The sequence below is a fragment of the Bifidobacterium sp. ESL1130 genome (genome assembly GCF_058507935.1).
This window is the reverse complement of record NZ_CP196379.1, coordinates 613,997-630,462: the sequence shown is the minus strand read 5'-3', so window position 1 is coordinate 630,462 and position 16,466 is coordinate 613,997. Positions and strand designations below refer to the sequence as shown.

The 16,466-nt window shown below is 58.6% G+C and carries 14 protein-coding genes; 8 read left to right on the top strand and 6 right to left on the bottom strand.

Annotated elements, in window-relative coordinates; all coding sequences use genetic code 11:
* The first annotated feature begins 343 nt into the window (after positions 1–343).
* From ACSYSO_RS02395 to ACSYSO_RS02385, 3 genes are all read left to right on the top strand, one after another.
* Positions 344–634, top strand: a complete 291-nt coding sequence (locus ACSYSO_RS02395) for a hypothetical protein (protein WP_491701925.1) — start codon at positions 344–346, stop codon at positions 632–634.
* Positions 562–1,515, top strand: coding sequence for an aldose 1-epimerase family protein (locus ACSYSO_RS02390; protein ID WP_491701924.1), 954 nt, complete (start codon positions 562–564; stop codon positions 1,513–1,515). Before ACSYSO_RS02395 ends, ACSYSO_RS02390 begins: the two co-directional genes overlap by 73 nt.
* 151 nt (positions 1,516–1,666) lie before the next feature.
* Entirely contained in the window at positions 1,667–1,741 is a 75-nt protein-coding gene (locus tag ACSYSO_RS02385; RefSeq protein WP_003817083.1) for a 50S ribosomal protein bL37, read from the top strand.
* A gap of 94 nt (positions 1,742–1,835) precedes the next feature.
* Here the strand turns inward: ACSYSO_RS02385 and ACSYSO_RS02380 are convergent, their stop codons facing one another.
* The gene (locus tag ACSYSO_RS02380; RefSeq protein ID WP_489798895.1) at positions 1,836–2,147 is read right to left on the bottom strand and encodes a hypothetical protein; all 312 of its coding nucleotides are present in this window, start codon (positions 2,145–2,147) and stop codon (positions 1,836–1,838) included.
* Positions 2,148–2,233: 86 nt separating this feature from the next.
* A complete protein-coding gene (locus ACSYSO_RS02375; protein ID WP_489798975.1) occupies positions 2,234–2,872 on the bottom strand; it encodes a sigma-70 family RNA polymerase sigma factor in 639 nt (212 codons plus the stop codon).
* 218 nt (positions 2,873–3,090) lie between these two features.
* On the opposite strand from ACSYSO_RS02375, the gene ACSYSO_RS02370 reads away from it, so the two are divergent.
* The 4 genes from ACSYSO_RS02370 (at position 3,091) to ACSYSO_RS02355 (ending at position 7,750) form a co-directional block, all read left to right on the top strand.
* Complete coding sequence (locus tag ACSYSO_RS02370; protein ID WP_489760432.1) at positions 3,091–3,831, top strand: exonuclease domain-containing protein; 741 nt, start codon at positions 3,091–3,093, stop codon at positions 3,829–3,831.
* Positions 3,832–3,986: 155 nt separating this feature from the next.
* Positions 3,987–5,645: a UDP-N-acetylmuramoyl-L-alanyl-D-glutamate--2,6-diaminopimelate ligase gene (locus ACSYSO_RS02365; protein WP_489760431.1), complete on the top strand. Its 1,659-nt coding sequence runs from the start codon at positions 3,987–3,989 to the stop codon at positions 5,643–5,645.
* 126 nt (positions 5,646–5,771) lie between these two features.
* Positions 5,772–7,016 (top strand): carboxylate--amine ligase, encoded by a 1,245-nt coding sequence (locus ACSYSO_RS02360; protein ID WP_489760430.1) that lies wholly within the window; start codon positions 5,772–5,774, stop codon positions 7,014–7,016.
* A complete protein-coding gene (locus ACSYSO_RS02355; RefSeq protein WP_489760429.1) occupies positions 7,013–7,750 on the top strand; it encodes an aspartate/glutamate racemase family protein in 738 nt (245 codons plus the stop codon). Before ACSYSO_RS02360 ends, ACSYSO_RS02355 begins: the two co-directional genes overlap by 4 nt.
* 18 nt (positions 7,751–7,768) lie before the next feature.
* Here ACSYSO_RS02355 and ACSYSO_RS02350 read toward each other — a convergent pair whose 3' ends face one another.
* Together ACSYSO_RS02350 and ACSYSO_RS02345 are read right to left on the bottom strand one after the other, a co-directional pair.
* Positions 7,769–11,512 carry an AAA family ATPase gene (locus tag ACSYSO_RS02350; protein ID WP_489760428.1) on the bottom strand — a complete coding sequence of 1,248 codons (3,744 nt, stop codon included), beginning with the start codon at positions 11,510–11,512 and terminating at the stop codon, positions 7,769–7,771.
* Between the two features lie 107 nt (positions 11,513–11,619).
* Positions 11,620–13,209 (bottom strand): bifunctional folylpolyglutamate synthase/dihydrofolate synthase, encoded by a 1,590-nt coding sequence (locus ACSYSO_RS02345; protein WP_489760427.1) that lies wholly within the window; start codon positions 13,207–13,209, stop codon positions 11,620–11,622.
* Positions 13,210–13,440: 231 nt separating this feature from the next.
* Between ACSYSO_RS02345 and ACSYSO_RS02340 the strand changes: the two genes are divergently transcribed.
* Positions 13,441–15,015 carry an aminopeptidase P family protein gene (locus tag ACSYSO_RS02340; protein ID WP_489760426.1) on the top strand — a complete coding sequence of 525 codons (1,575 nt, stop codon included), beginning with the start codon at positions 13,441–13,443 and terminating at the stop codon, positions 15,013–15,015.
* A gap of 147 nt (positions 15,016–15,162) precedes the next feature.
* Here the strand turns inward: ACSYSO_RS02340 and ACSYSO_RS02335 are convergent, their stop codons facing one another.
* Positions 15,163–15,714: a hypothetical protein gene (locus ACSYSO_RS02335; protein ID WP_491701923.1), complete on the bottom strand. Its 552-nt coding sequence runs from the start codon at positions 15,712–15,714 to the stop codon at positions 15,163–15,165.
* Between the two features lie 73 nt (positions 15,715–15,787).
* Positions 15,788–16,384, bottom strand: coding sequence for a Panacea domain-containing protein (locus tag ACSYSO_RS02330; protein WP_489760424.1), 597 nt, complete (start codon positions 16,382–16,384; stop codon positions 15,788–15,790).
* Positions 16,385–16,466: the final 82 nt, after the last annotated feature.

Here is a 16,466-nt window from a genome sequence, read left to right as displayed (position 1 = left end):
TGACTTGGAATCCAACAAACATGACGCATTCAGGTTACTAAAACAGACAACACCTCGATAACTCATGTCGCCATTGCATAAGACGAAATGACCACCCGGCCTATCGGGTCTACATACAGAACCGAAGAACTCCCGGAGTTCTTGTCAGCCGAGTGGAACCTTTACTGCAATGCTACCAGTGAAACACCAATAACGCAACAGATACCTCACAGAAGAGAGCCATCCGCTGTGTTCGACAGGTCTTAACGACCAAGGACAGCTCGGCGACGGCACCATCACCAACCGAAGTGCCTTCTGCCGCCGATATGAGCCATGTCCCTGCAGACGTACGTTTACCCACATCGTGGCAGGTTATCATTCCAACATGGCCATCGGCTCCGACGGAAACCTCTACGCTTGGGGTGACAATCAATTCATGCAGCTGGGAGATGGCAGCACCGCCAACCCCGATGCCACACAGTCGCTCACCTACACTCGCTCCTATGATCAAGATGACAGCGATTCCGCACCTCCTCAAACCGGAGTAGAGTGGGAGGCACTGCCACTTTTGAGGAGGAAACCATGGCATTTGCACCAATCCCGCCCCGCTCGGGCCAACAGTTCACCATCACTTACGGCGACTACACGGCAGTAGTCACCGAGCTCGGCGCCACGCTGCGCAAACTCACCTACCAGGGCAAAGACGTCATCGTGCCGTGGGATGCCGACAAACCGGTGCCCTGCACCAACGGCGAGCTGCTCGTCCCCTTCCCCAACCGCATCGAGAACGGCTCCTACACCTTTGAAGGCAACGACTACCAGCTGCCCATCGACGAAGTGGAACGCGGCAACGCCATCCACGGTTACGGGTACCGCTCCTTCTGGAAGCTCGAAGCCTTGGAGGACGCCAGAGTCACGCTCTCATGGCGAGTTCCCGGCATCAAGGGATATCCCTTCGACCTTCGCGTGCTCATCACCTATACCTTGAGCGAGCAAGGGCTCGGCATCGAAGTGACCGCAGAGAACCACGACCATGTCGCAGCCCCGTGGGCGTTGGCCCTCCACCCGTGGATCGCCAACGGGTTCAACGGGTACGGCGACGAAATCGACGCTCAAAACGCTCAATGCCAGGTCACCATTCCCGGGGCGACGCACGTTACAGTGAATGACAACCTCATCCCCACCGGCACCGAGCCAGTGGACGGCACGAAGTACGACCTGCGCCAGCCCACAGCACTCACCGAACAGCCATTCGACGATGCATGGACCGACTTGGAGCGTGACGCTGACGGCCTGACTTGCGCCGAGTTCTCGCGCCCTGACGGCATGCATGTGCGATTGGGGGGCGATAAGAGTATCACCTCGTTCCAGATGTGCACCGGCACCGGGTTCGCAGCCCACAAGCACCCATCCGGCGTGGCCATTGAACCGCAGACCGCGTATGCCAATGCGTTCAATACCGGTAACGACCTCATCACCATTGCGCCGGGTGAATCCAGCACGACCACTCTGTTCATCAATGCACGCTTTGAATAGCGCATGCTTTGAGTAGAGCACGCTCTGAGTAGGGGGCTGCGACACTTCCAATATTCTCGTTGCATATTTTCGGGCGAAATAGCGCCGAAAGTCGCGCGAGTGTGCGAGAATAAGCCAAGTTGAATACTTTTCCGATGTAAAGGAGTCCATCATGGGTATGCGCGGACGTAAGCGTAAGGATCGCCGCAAGAAGGCAGCCAATCACGGCAAAAGGCCAAATGCCTGAGTAGCAGACCTATTGAGAATGCCCCTGTAGCACACGCTTGCAGGGGCATTCTCATATGCGCTGACACCTCATATGCACTGACACCTTGAGGGCATCACTCGACGCTATCGCGTGCCTCGCTCTCCAAACAGCACCGGTCAAGCGTCGATTCAATACGAGAAATCAGTTGTTCCGGAGCGGCTACAGGACGCAACATATGCCTGAGTCTGCTAATGAGCATCTGTTCGGCCGCATCGCAACACGAGGCCGGGTCAAAACATTCATCGGGCGATTGCGAACCGCAGGCATGGACCTGCGAGGAGTCTTCGTGCGCCTCGTACGCGCTGGTCACACTCATGCTCACCGAGCCTGACTCAACATCCACTTCACCTCGGGCACTCACAGTTCGCCGCACCACACCGCTCATGTTCGTCCTCTCGAGACTGCTTCACTGCATTCGTCTTTCAACGCGCACCATTACCGTCTTATTCTAAACGTTCAATCCCCTGCACGCTAGTGATTCGCCGGAAGTGAATCAGCAGCAGGACGATCAGCATACCCATGGTCCACCGCGTAGTCGGTCAATTCCTTCTTGAGCTGCGTGCGAGCGCGGTTGAGACGGCTCATCACCGTACCAATCTTCACACCTTGCTCCTCGGCTACCTGCTTATAGGATTTTCCGTCAATCGCCGTGTCGATGAACACTTGCCGCCGTTCAGGGCTCAGGTTGTTGAGCGCCGCCATAATCTCCTGTGGCGCGAACGCGTCAAGATATTCTTGCTCAGCGGATTTCAAACCGTCGGAAGCATGCTCCGAAGAGGCGTAGATGTCCCAGTCATCGTACTCACCAGTGGCATCGTTGGCCCTTGCCGGCCGCCTCTTGGCCTTGGCATACTGGTTGAAATACGCATTGCGCTCGATAGTGGTCATCCAAGCTTCAAAATTGGTGCCTTCATGGAAGCTGTCGAAGGCCTTGAAACCACGCTCATATGCGTCCTGTACCAAGTCCTGTGCATCCTCGGGATTATTGGTGAGCTTCATGGCGTAACGGTAGAGCCTGTCTACAGCGGGAAGCGCAAGACTCTCAAACCGACGTCGTTTCTCCGCCAAAGTTTCGCTCGCAGAAGAGGCCTGCACTGCGGGATTCTCCATGCTCACAGGCATGACTGACCGCCCGGCGGCAGAAGCACCTGCACGCTGCATCACGGTCGTTGTCATTGTCTGTTCCATGCCTCTATTGTAAATGGCAAGCCGTGCCATACCGACACTCATTGCGCGATTTGCACCATTCGTGGTGTTTACTGCATCACCTCGTCCACAAATCGTGCATGCAAACTTGGCGTATCGCGCCTTTTGAGCATAATAGAAGTATGCATGCTTCACCAGACACACTCATCACAGCAATCAACAACTCGCCCGAACAAGACATCGCAACCACGCTCGGCAATTCATATCTTCTAGGATTCGATACGGAAACCACCGGCACTTCCAGCCGTGACGCCATCGTCTCTGCGGCACTGGTGCTGCGCAACCCCGAGACCGGGTTCGAGGGTGATGTCACGGCGCAATGGCTCGTGAACCCACACCGTCATATCGAAGCAGGAGCCAGCAAAGTCAACGGGTTCACCGACGAGTTCGTGCAGGCCAACGGCGAAGAACCACAGGTCGCCATAGCTCAGATAGCCCAAGTCATTGCTGCAGCTCAAACCAAGCGCATACCGTTGCTGGCGTACAATGCCCCGTTCGACGTACGCATGATCGCCGGCGATCTGAAGCGCTGGAAACTGGATCCGCTGCCAGAAGAGCTGCTGGTGGTCGATCCGCTGGTCATCGACCGTGAGGTTTCCCACCGTTCCGGCAAGCGCACCCTGAGCGCCACTACTGAATATTACGGTGTGGAACCGCACGGTGACTTCCATGACGCCATCGCGGACACCATCGCCGCCGTCGATTTGATTGCTCCCATGGCTCGCTTGTTCCCGCAAATCAACACGCTGAAGTTGGAGGATCTGATGGATTGGCAGCGCCAAGCGCATGGCACATGGCGCGAATCGTTCAACAAGTGGCTGGAGAGCCGGGGTCGCAGACCCGTCAACGACACGTGGCTGTGACTTGGGACCGGCGACCGCTTGCGAGCCGACTCTTCCCGGCATCGTAGCAAGCTGAATCGGCAGCACCATCGCCTAGGCCATGCGGTACCCTTTCCTTGAGATTTCTCATCGTTTCGCCCTGCACATTCAGGCGAATTCCCACAGAAAGGGCGGGTATGGCATTCACGTTGGCCGATGCGGCACGATTGCTGCGCGAGCATCACATGCTGCGCGAGATGGTTCAGGGTGACACGTGGTCGCTTAACCCCGCTGATTTCGACAAGCAGACCGGTACCGGCGGCGCTGTCTCCACCCTCCCCATACAGGCGCTCACCTACGACACCCGCAGTATCACCACCGGTACCATGCTGTTCTGCAAAGGCCGTTTCCACCCCGAATACCTGAGTTCAGCTGACGGACAGGGGCTGCTGGCTTACGTCTCCGAAGCGGAATACAGCGCAGTCACCAATGCCGTGGGGCTCATCGTCGATGATGTGTATCAAGCCATGAGCTTGCTGGCGGACGAATTCTATGGGCATCCCCAGCGTGACCTGACCCTCATCGGCATCACAGGCACCAAAGGCAAGACCACCACTGCCTACTTCACGCAGGCCATCCTCAACACAGCAAGCGAGGGCCGGGCCGCGCTCTTCTCTTCGGTGGCCAACTGCTTGGACGGCACCACCTACGCCGAATCGTCCCTGACCACCCCCGAATCGTTGGACGCACTGCGCATGATGCGGCATGCCGTTGATAACGGCATGCGCTACCTGGTCATGGAGGTCTCCTCGCAGGCGTACAAAGTGGGACGGGTATACGGGTTCACCTTCGACGTAGGTGCGTTCCTGAACCTCTCTCCCGACCATATCAGCCCTATCGAGCACCCCACGTTCGAGGATTATTTCCATTGCAAACGCCAACTTGTGGCCAATAGTCGCACACTGGTGTTGGGCGCCGACTGCACGCACGCCGATCTTATCGAACAGGATGCCGCGGCAGCGCATGTTCCCGTGCGGCACTTCCGTGTGCTCAATGATGAGCCTACCGAGGACGAGGCAAGGCAATTCTTGAGCCACGATGCCGATACGCTTGCCTGGCCCGACCTTGGCGGCACCGGTTACCGAATCGTGAGCGGCAGCGAGGCGAACATTCCTCTCGAGGGGCGTGGCGGCACTGAATCGGAAACCTCACACAACACCCTGTTCCATTTGAGTATGGACGGTGACTTCAACTATGCCAACGCTGCCGCGGCATTGAGCATCGTCCGCAGCGCAGGAGTGGACGTGAACGCGCATGATGCCGCGCATGCTATCGAAACCGTACGCATCTCGGGGCGCATGGAAGAGTTCGAGGATTCAAGCACCAACACTGCGGCCATCGTCGATTTTGCGCACAATTTCGCCAGCGTGAACGCCGTCATCGACTTTGCCTTGCACCGTTATGCAGACCGATCTCCCCGTCTGACACTGGTCACGGGTTCGGCCGGAGGCAAGGCCATCGACCGGCGCCAAGGCATTGTGGAGGCTGCCCAAGGCCGGGTCGACGAAATCGTTCTGACGGCAGACGACCCGGACCGTGAAGACGCGGCGGATATCTGCGCCCAGATGCAGCGCCATCTCACCGACCCGTCCACCTCGTCGCGTGTCATACTCGAGCGGGGCGAGGCCGTGCAGCATGCCCTGCGTCAGGCGCAAACGCACGATGGTTTCGACGTGGTGCTCATCATCGGCAAGGGCGAGGAACAGTGGATTAAAATCGACGGCAAACACGTGCCATACGAAGGTGACACAGCCATCGTCAAGCGCATGTTCGCGCCGTCTGCCGTTGCGCGATGAGCGCCACACTGCAGACCGTTCTCAAGCGCAAATCCACGTCACAGCCCAACGCCGAACGCACATCACCCGGCATGGCAACCAACGTCAATCACACCAATGCAATCACACTGAGGTAGAGTTACAGATATGAAGCAATTTCAGCCAGTCCTGCTCGGCAGCGACATCAACGCCTATGGCATGGCCCGCGCATTTCATGAGCAATACGGCATCGTTTCCACCGCGTTCGCACATTTTCAACTCGCCCCCACACGATTCAGCCGCATTGTCGACATGCACATCGTCGAGGATTTCGGGCACGACGATACCTTCCGCTCCACGCTGCTCGAATACGGCAAGCGCATGCGTGAGCAACGTCCGGATACCACACTGCTGCTCATCCCCTGCGGTGACCTGTACGCCAACCTGCTGAGCCGGCACTCGGCCGATCTGGGCGAATATTTCGTCTTCAACACGCTCGACCCTGCGCTCAACCGTCAGCTCAGCTACAAGAACACGTTCTACGAGACATGCGAGCGCTACGGCCTGCCTCACCCAAAGACCAAAGTGCTCACCGCCAAGGATGTGGAGCAAGGTGAGCATAACAACCTGCCGTTCAGCTTCCCGGTAGCCATGAAGCCGGCGGATTCCGCTGCATGGCTCGACGTTGATTTCCCGGGCCGCAAGAAGGCGTTCATCATCGAGACCGCCGACGAGCTCGATACGTTGATTCGCCGCGCTTACGCAGCCGGTTACCGCGCCGAGATGATCGTGCAGGACTTCATTCCCGGCGACGACAGCCACATGCGTGTGCTCAACGCTTACGTGGATCAACATCACCGAGTGCGCATGATGTTCCTGGGCCACCCGCTGCTCGAAGACCCTACCCCTGAGGCGGTCGGCAACTATGCGGCCATCATCCCGGACTACAACGAGCGGATCTGCATGCAGATCAAAGCGTTCTTGGAAGATATTCAGTACGAGGGCGTTGCGAACTTCGACATGAAATACGATGAGCGCGACGGGCAGTACAAACTGTTCGAAATCAACTTGCGGCAGGGGCGTTCCAGCTTCTTTGTGACGCTCAACGGCTACAATCTCGCCAAGTATTTCGTCGACGACCTTGTGGAAGACACTCCCTTCGACGGGCAGACGACCATTGGCCGCGGGTCCAAGCTGTGGATGGAAATACCGCGTTCGGTTTTCACCGACTACGTGGCGGAAGGCAACGAGAAAACGCTGGCCGAATCCATGATCGCCAAGGGCGACTGGGGCACGACGCTCGAATACAGCAACGACCGCAATCTCAGACGCTCCATGCTGATCAGGCACGCCTATTCCATCTATAAGAAACGGTATGCCGAATTCTTCAAGCAGAAGGCCGATCTGAAATGAGGCGGCCGTTCTTCGCTGTGATCGGAGGCATGGGCACGCTCGCCACCCAGTCCTACATCGGTTTGGTCAACCAGCTCACCGGCGCCCGCACCGACCAGGAATTCCTGGACTATGTGGTGTTCAACGACGCCTCGGTGCCTGACCGTACCGATTTCATGCTGGGAGCAAGCCAGGACGATCCCTTCCCGGTCATCGCCGACGACATCGAGAAAGCCACTGCGCTCGGAGCATCGTTCATCACCATTCCCTGCAATACGGCGCATGCCATGTTCGACAGGTTCCAGGCGCTCACTGATGTGCCGATTCTCAACATGCTCGATGGGGCCGTGCGGCATATGAGTGAGCATTACCCTGTCTCATCCCATCCAAGGGTCGGGTTCATGGGCACTGAAGGGTCGCGCGCTTCGGGCGTGTACCAAGCGGCGGTGCAGGCGGCAGGATATACGTTTGTAGCGCCTGATGCCACATTGCAGGCCAAAGTTGACGATCTGATCTACCGGGATGTGAAAAGCGGCGGACCGTTGAGTCAAGAACGCTACCAAGACGTATTGCACGAGCTACTCGACACGAGCGAACATGCTCAATACCGGTGCGATTCGGTAATCTTGGGCTGTACCGAGCTGTCGGTGCTGGACGAGGCATTCCCCTCCCCCAGTGTGCCCATCATTGACGCACAGCACATTCTGGCGGAAGATACCGTGACCCGGGCTCTGGCGTTGCGCCGGCAATCCTGACGACTTCACCTTTGCCTGTCACCGCTCAGCATCCGCTTGACGGTCGAGCTTCTGGCTGATGACCGCACTCACCCCATCGGCACGCATGGTGATGCCGTAGAGCGCGTCGGCGATACTCATGGTGCGCTGCTGATGGGTGATGATGATGAGCTGGGCATGTTCGCGCAGATCGTTCAGCGCATTGAGCAGGCGAGTCAGATTGAGATCGTCGAGCGCCGCTTCCACCTCGTCCATCACATAGAACGGGCTGGGACGTGCCGTAAAAATGGCAAACAGCAGCGCCAGGGCGGTCAGCGATCGTTCACCGCCCGAAAGCAGGCTCAGCTGCTTGACGCGTTTGCCTGCCGGACTGGCCTCTACAATCACACCAGTGGTGAGCATATCGTCCGGGTCTTCCAAACGCAGTCGTCCCGTACCTCCGGGGAACAGGGTGGCGAACACCTTCTCGAACGCTGTGGCCGTGTCGTCAAAAGCTTGCCGGAACACTTCCACCATGGTGGCATCCAAGTCCTTGATGAGCTGCAACAGATCGTCCCGGCTTTTGGCCACATCGTTACGCTGCTCGTTCAGGTACTGGTTGCGTGCTTCCAGCGCCTCGAATTCCTCGGTGGCCAGCGGATTGACCTTACCGAGCGCTTTCAGGTCGCGCTGTGCCTTGAGCACGCGCTTCTCCTGCTCCTGTCTTACGTACGGCACACTCTGGTACGGCACAACAGCATCGCTTTCACCGTCCGTGCCGCGCTGCTTCTCTAACTCCGTCTCCATCATCTCCGATGTTGGGGGCAGAGCCTCTGCCCCCGCAACCGGCACCGGTCTGCCGTTTTCGTCAAGAACCGGTACCGGTAGGTTCGGCCCGTACTCGCGCACCAACTCTTCCAGACCCAGCCCCAGCTCGTCGGAGCTTTGCTGTTCCAACTGACCGTATCTCGCCGCCAGACGCTCACGTTCCACATCCAGATCATGCTCTTGGCGCTGAAGCTGCGCCACAGCAGGTTCGGCTTGGCTGCGCTGTTCACGCAATGCTTTCAGCTCGTTGTCGGTGCCACTGGCTTGCCGTTGCAGATACACGCGATACTGCCCCACGGCTTCCAATCGTTCACGTACCAGACGTGCCACCGCTTGAGCGTCGCCGGCTATGGCTGTGGCATGGCTTGCCTCACGTTGACGTTGCTCGTTGATCCGCTGCATGCGTTCACGCCGCTGTGCCGCATCGCTGGCTTGAGTGTGCAGCAATCCTGCCTGCCGTTGCAAGGATTCGGCCTTGCGATTGGCGTCGTTCCAAGCGATTTTTGCACTGGTCTCGACTTCACGAGACTTGTCCAGCTCGCGTTCAAGCAGCCCGGTGCGGTTTTCCACATCGTTGAAATCGGTGCCGTCCGCAGCACTCTCATCCACCCGTTCCAGCGCGGTTTTGGTGTCGTCCAGTTTTAACTGGTGCTCTTCTAGATCGTCATGCAACCTGTTTTCACGCTCGTCGAGCGCACGTATTTGGCCATCCAGCCGCTGCAATCCCGCATGTGCCTCATGCAGGGATTGCTCAGCCTGCTTGGCTCTGGATCTGGCTTCGGCACGGGCGGTAGCTTGTTTATCGACTTCTCGCCCCGCTTCATCGCGATCGCGCTGGGCCCGCTCCACCTGCTGTTGCACCTCGGCGGCCTGCTCAGCCACCTGTGCCGCCTCAGCCAAAGCTTTGCCCCGTTTGGCCGCCAAGGACAGGTCGCTCTGCCGCAGAGCGGAACCTCCGACCGCTCCCACCGGGTTCACGATCTCGCCGTCGCGAGTCACCGCTTGCCTGCAGCCACGCTTCACCGCAGCAAACCCGTCATCCAACGTTTCTACGGCAGCGATGCCCTCCAGCAACAGACGCACCGATTCCACCACATAAGCCGCTTGACTGGGGTTGTGTGCCTCTGCGTTCGCGCTAACCAGACTCGCCATAGAATCCGCCCTTGGCTCATGGACAGTATTACTCGTCATGGCGCCGGCACCAGTCTCGCCGCCGGTGTCACCGGATGCATCACCGCTGCCAGCAGCATTCCCCTCACCGGACCGACCATCACCAGTCAGCGGGTACAATGCCACCGCGCGTCCCAAATGCTCGTTTTTGGCGCGCAGCAAGGCCGCACCCGCCCCCTGCTCGTCCGGCACCACCAGCGCGTTGGCGAATTGCCCCAAGGCCTGAGCCACCGCTTCTTCCCAACCATCGCTCACATGGATGAACTCGGTCAACGAACCCAGCACGGTCACATCGTCATCAGCTTTGAGTTCCTCTGCCGCATTACGACTCTCTAACGTATCGTCCAGCGCCTCGGCCTTGGCTTTGAGCGCAACGACGTTTGAGTCAAGGTCACGCTTGTGCCGGCTCAACTCCTCGAAGCGTTCGGTACGTTCACGCAATGCGTCTCGTGCCTGATCGAGCTGATCGGCATCATGCTCATCATCGGCAGGCCTGTCTTGTTCCAGCCCAGCGATGCGCGCACGCATGTCGTCCCGCTGCTGGCGCAGCCCTTCACGCTGCAAGTCAACATCGGCGAGACGTGTCTGCGCCAACTGCGTAGCAGCTTCCTCCTGTGCCAGCAGAGAACGCAGGCCGGACTTCTGGCTTTCTCGCTGCTGCGAGACACGGCGCAGCTCATTGAGCGTCTGGCGTGCGGCAGCCAAGCGCTTCTCAGTTCCGGCACGTTGTTCTGTGGCTTGATCGAATGCCAATCTTGCATCGTCAGCGGTCTGAGCCGCTTGCCTGGTTTGTTCGTCCAGTTCGCAGGCCCGGGCTTCCAGCACGTCGGGGTCTTCCCCGAACCCTGTAGACACTTGCTCACGTGCGTGGCGAGCGCGTTCTGCGGCAAGGGCGGAAAGGGCTTCGAACCGTTCCTCCAACTGGGAATAGTCATGCCATATCTCATTGGCCTGTGCGATGGCGGGGCTGGAACGCGAACTCAGTGCTTCCGCCTGTTCGATACGCTCCTTGATCGTCGCCAAGCTGCGCTGAGCCTCTTCCAGCTCCCCGCGCACCATGCCCATGCGATTACGCGCCTGTTCTCGCTGTTCCACCACCTCTTGCGCATCGTCGGCAAGCAATCGTGCCTGGGCGTCCCTGAGCGTGACCTGTATGCCGTCGGCACGCCGGGAAATCTTGGCTTGCCTTCCGAGCGGACCGAGCTGTCGGTGAATTTCCTGCAGCAAGTCGTCGGTACGAGCCACGTTGTCTTCAGCGTGCTTGAGTTTGCGCAGGGCACGCTCCTTGCGCTTGCGGTGTTTGAGGATGCCTGCCGCTTCTTCGATGAACGCACGATGACCGGCAGGATCCGCTTTCAGAATCGCATCGAGCCTCCCCTGCCCGACAATGACGTGCATCTGCTGTCCCAGACCGGTATCCGAGAGCAACTCCTGGATGTCAAGCAGCCGGCACGATGAACCATTGATGGCATACTCGCAGGCTCCCCCGCGGAAGATGGTGCGCGATATGGTCACTTCGGTGTAGTCGATGTCGAGCGAACGGTCGGTATTGTCGATGGTCAGGCTCACTTGGGCGCGGCCCAACGGAGGGCGGTCGGACGTACCGGCGAAAATCACGTCTTCCATGGCGGTGCCGCGCAGATTTTTGGCACCCTGTTCGCCCATCACCCAAGTGAGCGCATCGACAATGTTGGATTTACCCGAGCCATTGGGCCCCACCACTGCGGTAATGCCCGGCTCGAAGCGCAGTGTGGTAGCCGACGCGAACGACTTGAATCCGCGAAGCGTCAGCTCTTTCAAATACATGGCTTACCGTGGCACCCGTCTCATTCTGCGTTCCTAATGTAACGTAGCTTACTCTTATGGCACCACCGTCGCCAGCACGCGCTCCTGTCAGTCACACACCAGCGCAATCAGCTCTCATCGGAAAAATCACCGAAGGTGGAGCCGAAAATCTGAGAAACGATGTCCCCATTATCGTCGTTCGCATCATCCTCAGATGCAGCCGCTGCCTCGCCATAATCTCCGCCGAAGTCTTCGGTACCGTCGAAACCATCCTCGCGAGCCACGTCTGCCGGTTCAGCGTCGAGCACACGCTCGCCCTTGGACTTGGCCAGATTGGCGTCATGCCGCTCCTTGAGAAGTGTGCGAGCGTCTCCCGCAAGCACAAAGCTTCCGCAGATCAGCACGCCATGGCCGTACCCCACGCCCATTTCATCTTCGCTGTCCACCATGTCGACCGCGGTTTGGATGGCATCGGGCAGGTCGTCGACACGGGTCACGCGATCACGGCCGAAAACACGCACCGCCACTTCCTCAAGGTCTTCAGGCGTCATGGCACGCTCGCGCCAGGAATTGCCGGTAACGATGATATGGCTCAGAATCGGCTCCAGCGTGCCCAGATACTCCTCCACCTGCTTGTCCTTCATCATGGAGACGACACCGACAAGCTGCTCGAAATCATAGTTTTCCTCGAGCGCCTGACGCAGCGATTCCGCAGCGTTCAGGTTGTGCCCGCCGTCAATGATGATGGTTGGCGACGTGCGCACCTGCTCAATGCGACCGGGAATCTTCACCCCGCCCAACGCTTCGGCCACGACCTCCTGGCTCAATGCCCCGGCCACCGGTATCACCACTTCGGCAGCTGCGAGCGCCGCGAGCGCGTTATGCGCCTGATGTTCGCCGAACTTCGCTACCGGAATATCCTCATACACCCCACCAGGCGTGCGCAGCGTGACCAGTTGCCCGCCTACGGCCGGCGCACGGGAGACGACCTCCATCTCCTCGCCGTCGCGCACCATGGTGGAATGGGCGGCCACCGCCGCATCTTCGAGAATGGGCATGACCGCTTCTTCGTGCGGCTGAGCACCGATGACAACGGTTGATTCCGGCTTGATGATCCCTGCCTTCTCGCGGGCTATCTGTTCAACGGTGTCGCCCAGCCACTGCGTATGGTCCAGGTCCACCGGCCCAATGACCGCCGCATCTGCGGTCAGCGCGTTGGTGGCATCGTACAGGCCGCCCATACCCACTTCAAAGACCGCCACATCGACTGGCGCATCAGCGAACTTCCATACGGCCATGGCGGTGAGCACGGCGAAGAAACTCATAGCCGGGGCGCCGTTGTTTTCCATCTGCCGGTCCACCAACGCCACAAAATCCTTGATTTGCAGCCACGCGTCAACAAAATCCTCGTCGCTCAGCTCGTGCCCGTCCACGCTGATGCGGTCGTTGATGCGTTCCAGGTGCGGAGAGGTGTACAAGCCGGTACGCATGCCGTAGGCCCGGCAGATGGACTCGGCCATACGCGCGGTTGACCCTTTGCCGTTGGTTCCGGTGACGTGGATGATGCGCATCGATTCCTCGGGATGTCCCAGCAGATCGAGCATCATGTTCATGCATTTGAGGTCGTGCACTTTGTCCAGGTGCGAGGTGGGACGGTCCATGACCTCACGTTCGACCTTGCGGATGGATGTGCTGGTGTTGGGATGTTCGAATGACATGGAACCTCTGCTCTCTCGCCCTAACCTCGTGCAAGCGGCGCATGCCGTGAAACAGGCCGCGAATACCGCCTCTCATTCTAAGATGTGGCTTGCCCATATCCCGCCTCTTGTTTCTTGCACGGTGAACGGTCAGCCAAGCACCACCTTGCAAGACGGTTCAAGGCAAAGCCTAGGATGGGAGCGTACATACGCTCGACTCCATACGTTGAGATTTGACTTTGAGGAGAGGCCATGAGCACTGTCATCACCGACAACGACAAGACATACGAGGCTAGGGAGGCTGCGGCGGCACCGCACAACCAAGCGTTGAGCGACCGGGTCAACAACCGTTCCCTGCGCCCGAACTCCGACACGTTCCGAGAGTTCATGAAAACCGGCTGGGACAATCAGGAGCCCGCCATCGAGGCCTTGGAATCCAGCGCCTTTACCCCCGCGAGGCTCGAAGCGCTGAGCAAACATTTCCCCGGCGACCGTCTCGTTATTCCCGCCGGCACGCCCAAGGTGCGCAGCAACGACGACGACTATGCGTTCCGTCCCGACACGTCGTTCTCCTATTACACCGGACTTGGCCAGGACTACGAGGCCGGCGCCGTGCTCGTGCTGGAACCGAACAGCTCGGCGAGCGGCGAGTCCGGGCACACGCCGGAACTGTTCGTTGCCCCCCGCGCAGACAACAGCACCGAAGCCTACTACAAGGATGCGCACTACGGCGAGTACTGGGTGGGCCCTCGCGCCGGCCTTGTCGAACTCAACGCCATGACCGGCATCGAAACGCATGACATTGCCGACCTGCACGACGTGCTGAGCCAAGGTGTCTCACAGCAAGAAGGCAAGGCCACCAGGCTGCGCGTTATTCGCGAAGCCGACCCCGCCATCACCGCGCAGGTGGATGCCATTCGTACCAGTGCAGGGTTGGACATGCAAGAAGGCGAGCGTCTCGACGATGCCTTCCACGAGTTCGCCGCCGAAGCACGTATGATCAAGGATTCATATGAGATCGGCGAGATGCGCAAGGCCGTTGATGCCACCAAGGAAGGCTTCGACCGCATACTCACCCGCCTGCCGCAGGCCATGGGCAAGCCGCGCTCTGAACGCATGCTGGAAGGTGAGTTCACTGCCGTGGCACGCGAGCGGGGCAATACGGTGGGATACGACACCATCGTGGCTTCCGGAGCGCACGCACCGGTGCTGCACTGGATGCGCAACACCGGAACCGTGAGCAAAGGCGAGCTGCTGCTCATCGACGCCGGTGTGGAAGTGGACAGCCTGTACACCGCCGACATCACCCGCACCTTCCCTGTGGGAGGCAAGTTCACCGACTTGCAGAAGAAGCTCTACCAGGCTGTGCTTGATTCGCAGCAGGCAGGCTTTGAGGCCGCACAGCCGGGAGCCACCTATTCTGACATCCACCACGCCTGCATGCGCGTCATCGCCGAACGCCTGCACGAGTGGGGCATCCTCAAGGCCGACGTGGAGGAGTCCCTCTCCCCCGAAGGCCAGCAGCACCGCCGGTGGATCGCCTGCGGCGTGGCACACCACTTGGGGTTGGATGTGCACGACTGCGCACAAGCACGCTACGAGTCCTACCAGGGGGCAGCCATCGAACCCGGTATGATCTTCACCATCGAGCCGGGCCTGTACTTTGCGCAAAACGATCTGATGCTGCCCGAGGAGCTGCGCGGCATCGGCATCCGCATCGAAGACGACGTGCTCATGACCGAGCACGGCCCCGAATGGATCTCCGCCGGCATCCCCAAGCAGATCGACGAGGTCGAAGCCTGGATGGCCGAACGCGCCCAAGCGTGACATCGTAACGTCGTCATGTTCTATGGTTGTGCCGCCAAGCAACACCACTTGGCGGCACAACAGCGCATACGCCAAAACGCCTGACAACCGCTCACTTCCCCGTTGCGCCAAACAGAACTTATCCGCCCGTTCCTTGCACGTATATAATTACCGCACAGGAATCATCTTGCGCATGGCGTCTCGTATTTCCCGACCCTGCACCTGCTCACACCACTGTTGCGGCGTCACAACCGTTACCCACACGGCATCGACCGTATGGCACACCATGGCTTTATCGTAAGTCACACATACGCGAGCACATTGGCCGGACTCGTACCTCGCCATGCGCGCACACTGCATCACTTCACCATCCTCATGGTCGAGTGGGGGTTCGCAATAGGTTTTCGAACGAGGTACGGCATGGTTGCCGCCGGTCTTCGCGCACACGATAACAATAAGATTCACTATGCTCTGCGCCTGCCCGGCATCCCAGCCGAGCCCACGCTCTTCCTCATTAGCGGCATCACGGTCTTGCATCGCCTTGAACAGCACCGTCTCCATGATATGCACGCCGCTCCATACCTCCACACTGCCGACACCCTCATACGGGGTCAGCAGTGTGGCAAACAATGCGAATACGTCACGCTGCCGCTTATCCGAACGCCGCACCGCAATGAAAAAATCCTCCACATCAAATCCGGCACCCAATTGCTCCGCCACCGTAAGCCACACATTAACGTCTGGAGTAACAACATATGTCTTTGGAAATTCCAGCTGCCTCACGCAGAATTCCCTACTGCTTGTTCAGATACGTTTGTGCAAAACGTTCCGCTTGCGCAATACTGTCCCCAAATTTACCTATCATATCTGCAGGCAAACGGTAGGTTCCCGAAGTCTCATCGTGCCGTCCACTGTTTTGCTCAACATAATTCTCAATACGCTGCTGATACTGTGGCCAGGCATCTGAGAACTCCTGCCATGGTATAACGCTGAAATTATTATTTTCATCGCGATATTGTTTCCATGGTCCTACTTCGTGCGTCAATTGCACTAACTGTCCTGATGTCAACGGCGCACAAAGGCTCCATACACGCGCGATTGCATCAAGCTGAGCATCTGGCAGCTGGCGTACTTGAGTTTTCGGTTCCGATATTGAGTCTCTACTCCCCCCATACAGGTTGAGCACCGGCTTTGTGACCGGTCCATATTGAAACGCATAAACCGGCTCTTGATACATTTGGGCACCATGCGTGAACCCATACATGCTTTGCGTCAGCGTGACCATCTTTTGCAGCGGCAGCACGGAAATATCATGCTCGGCATTGTTCGCCATGCTGATAAGCCATGCAGCAACGTCCACGCTACCTGTCTCAGACTCAACATGCTTCATCTTGACTCATTTCGCTCATCACAACATATCAATCATTACCCAACGCACAACCGCACAACCACTGCCACATCACGGTCATGAA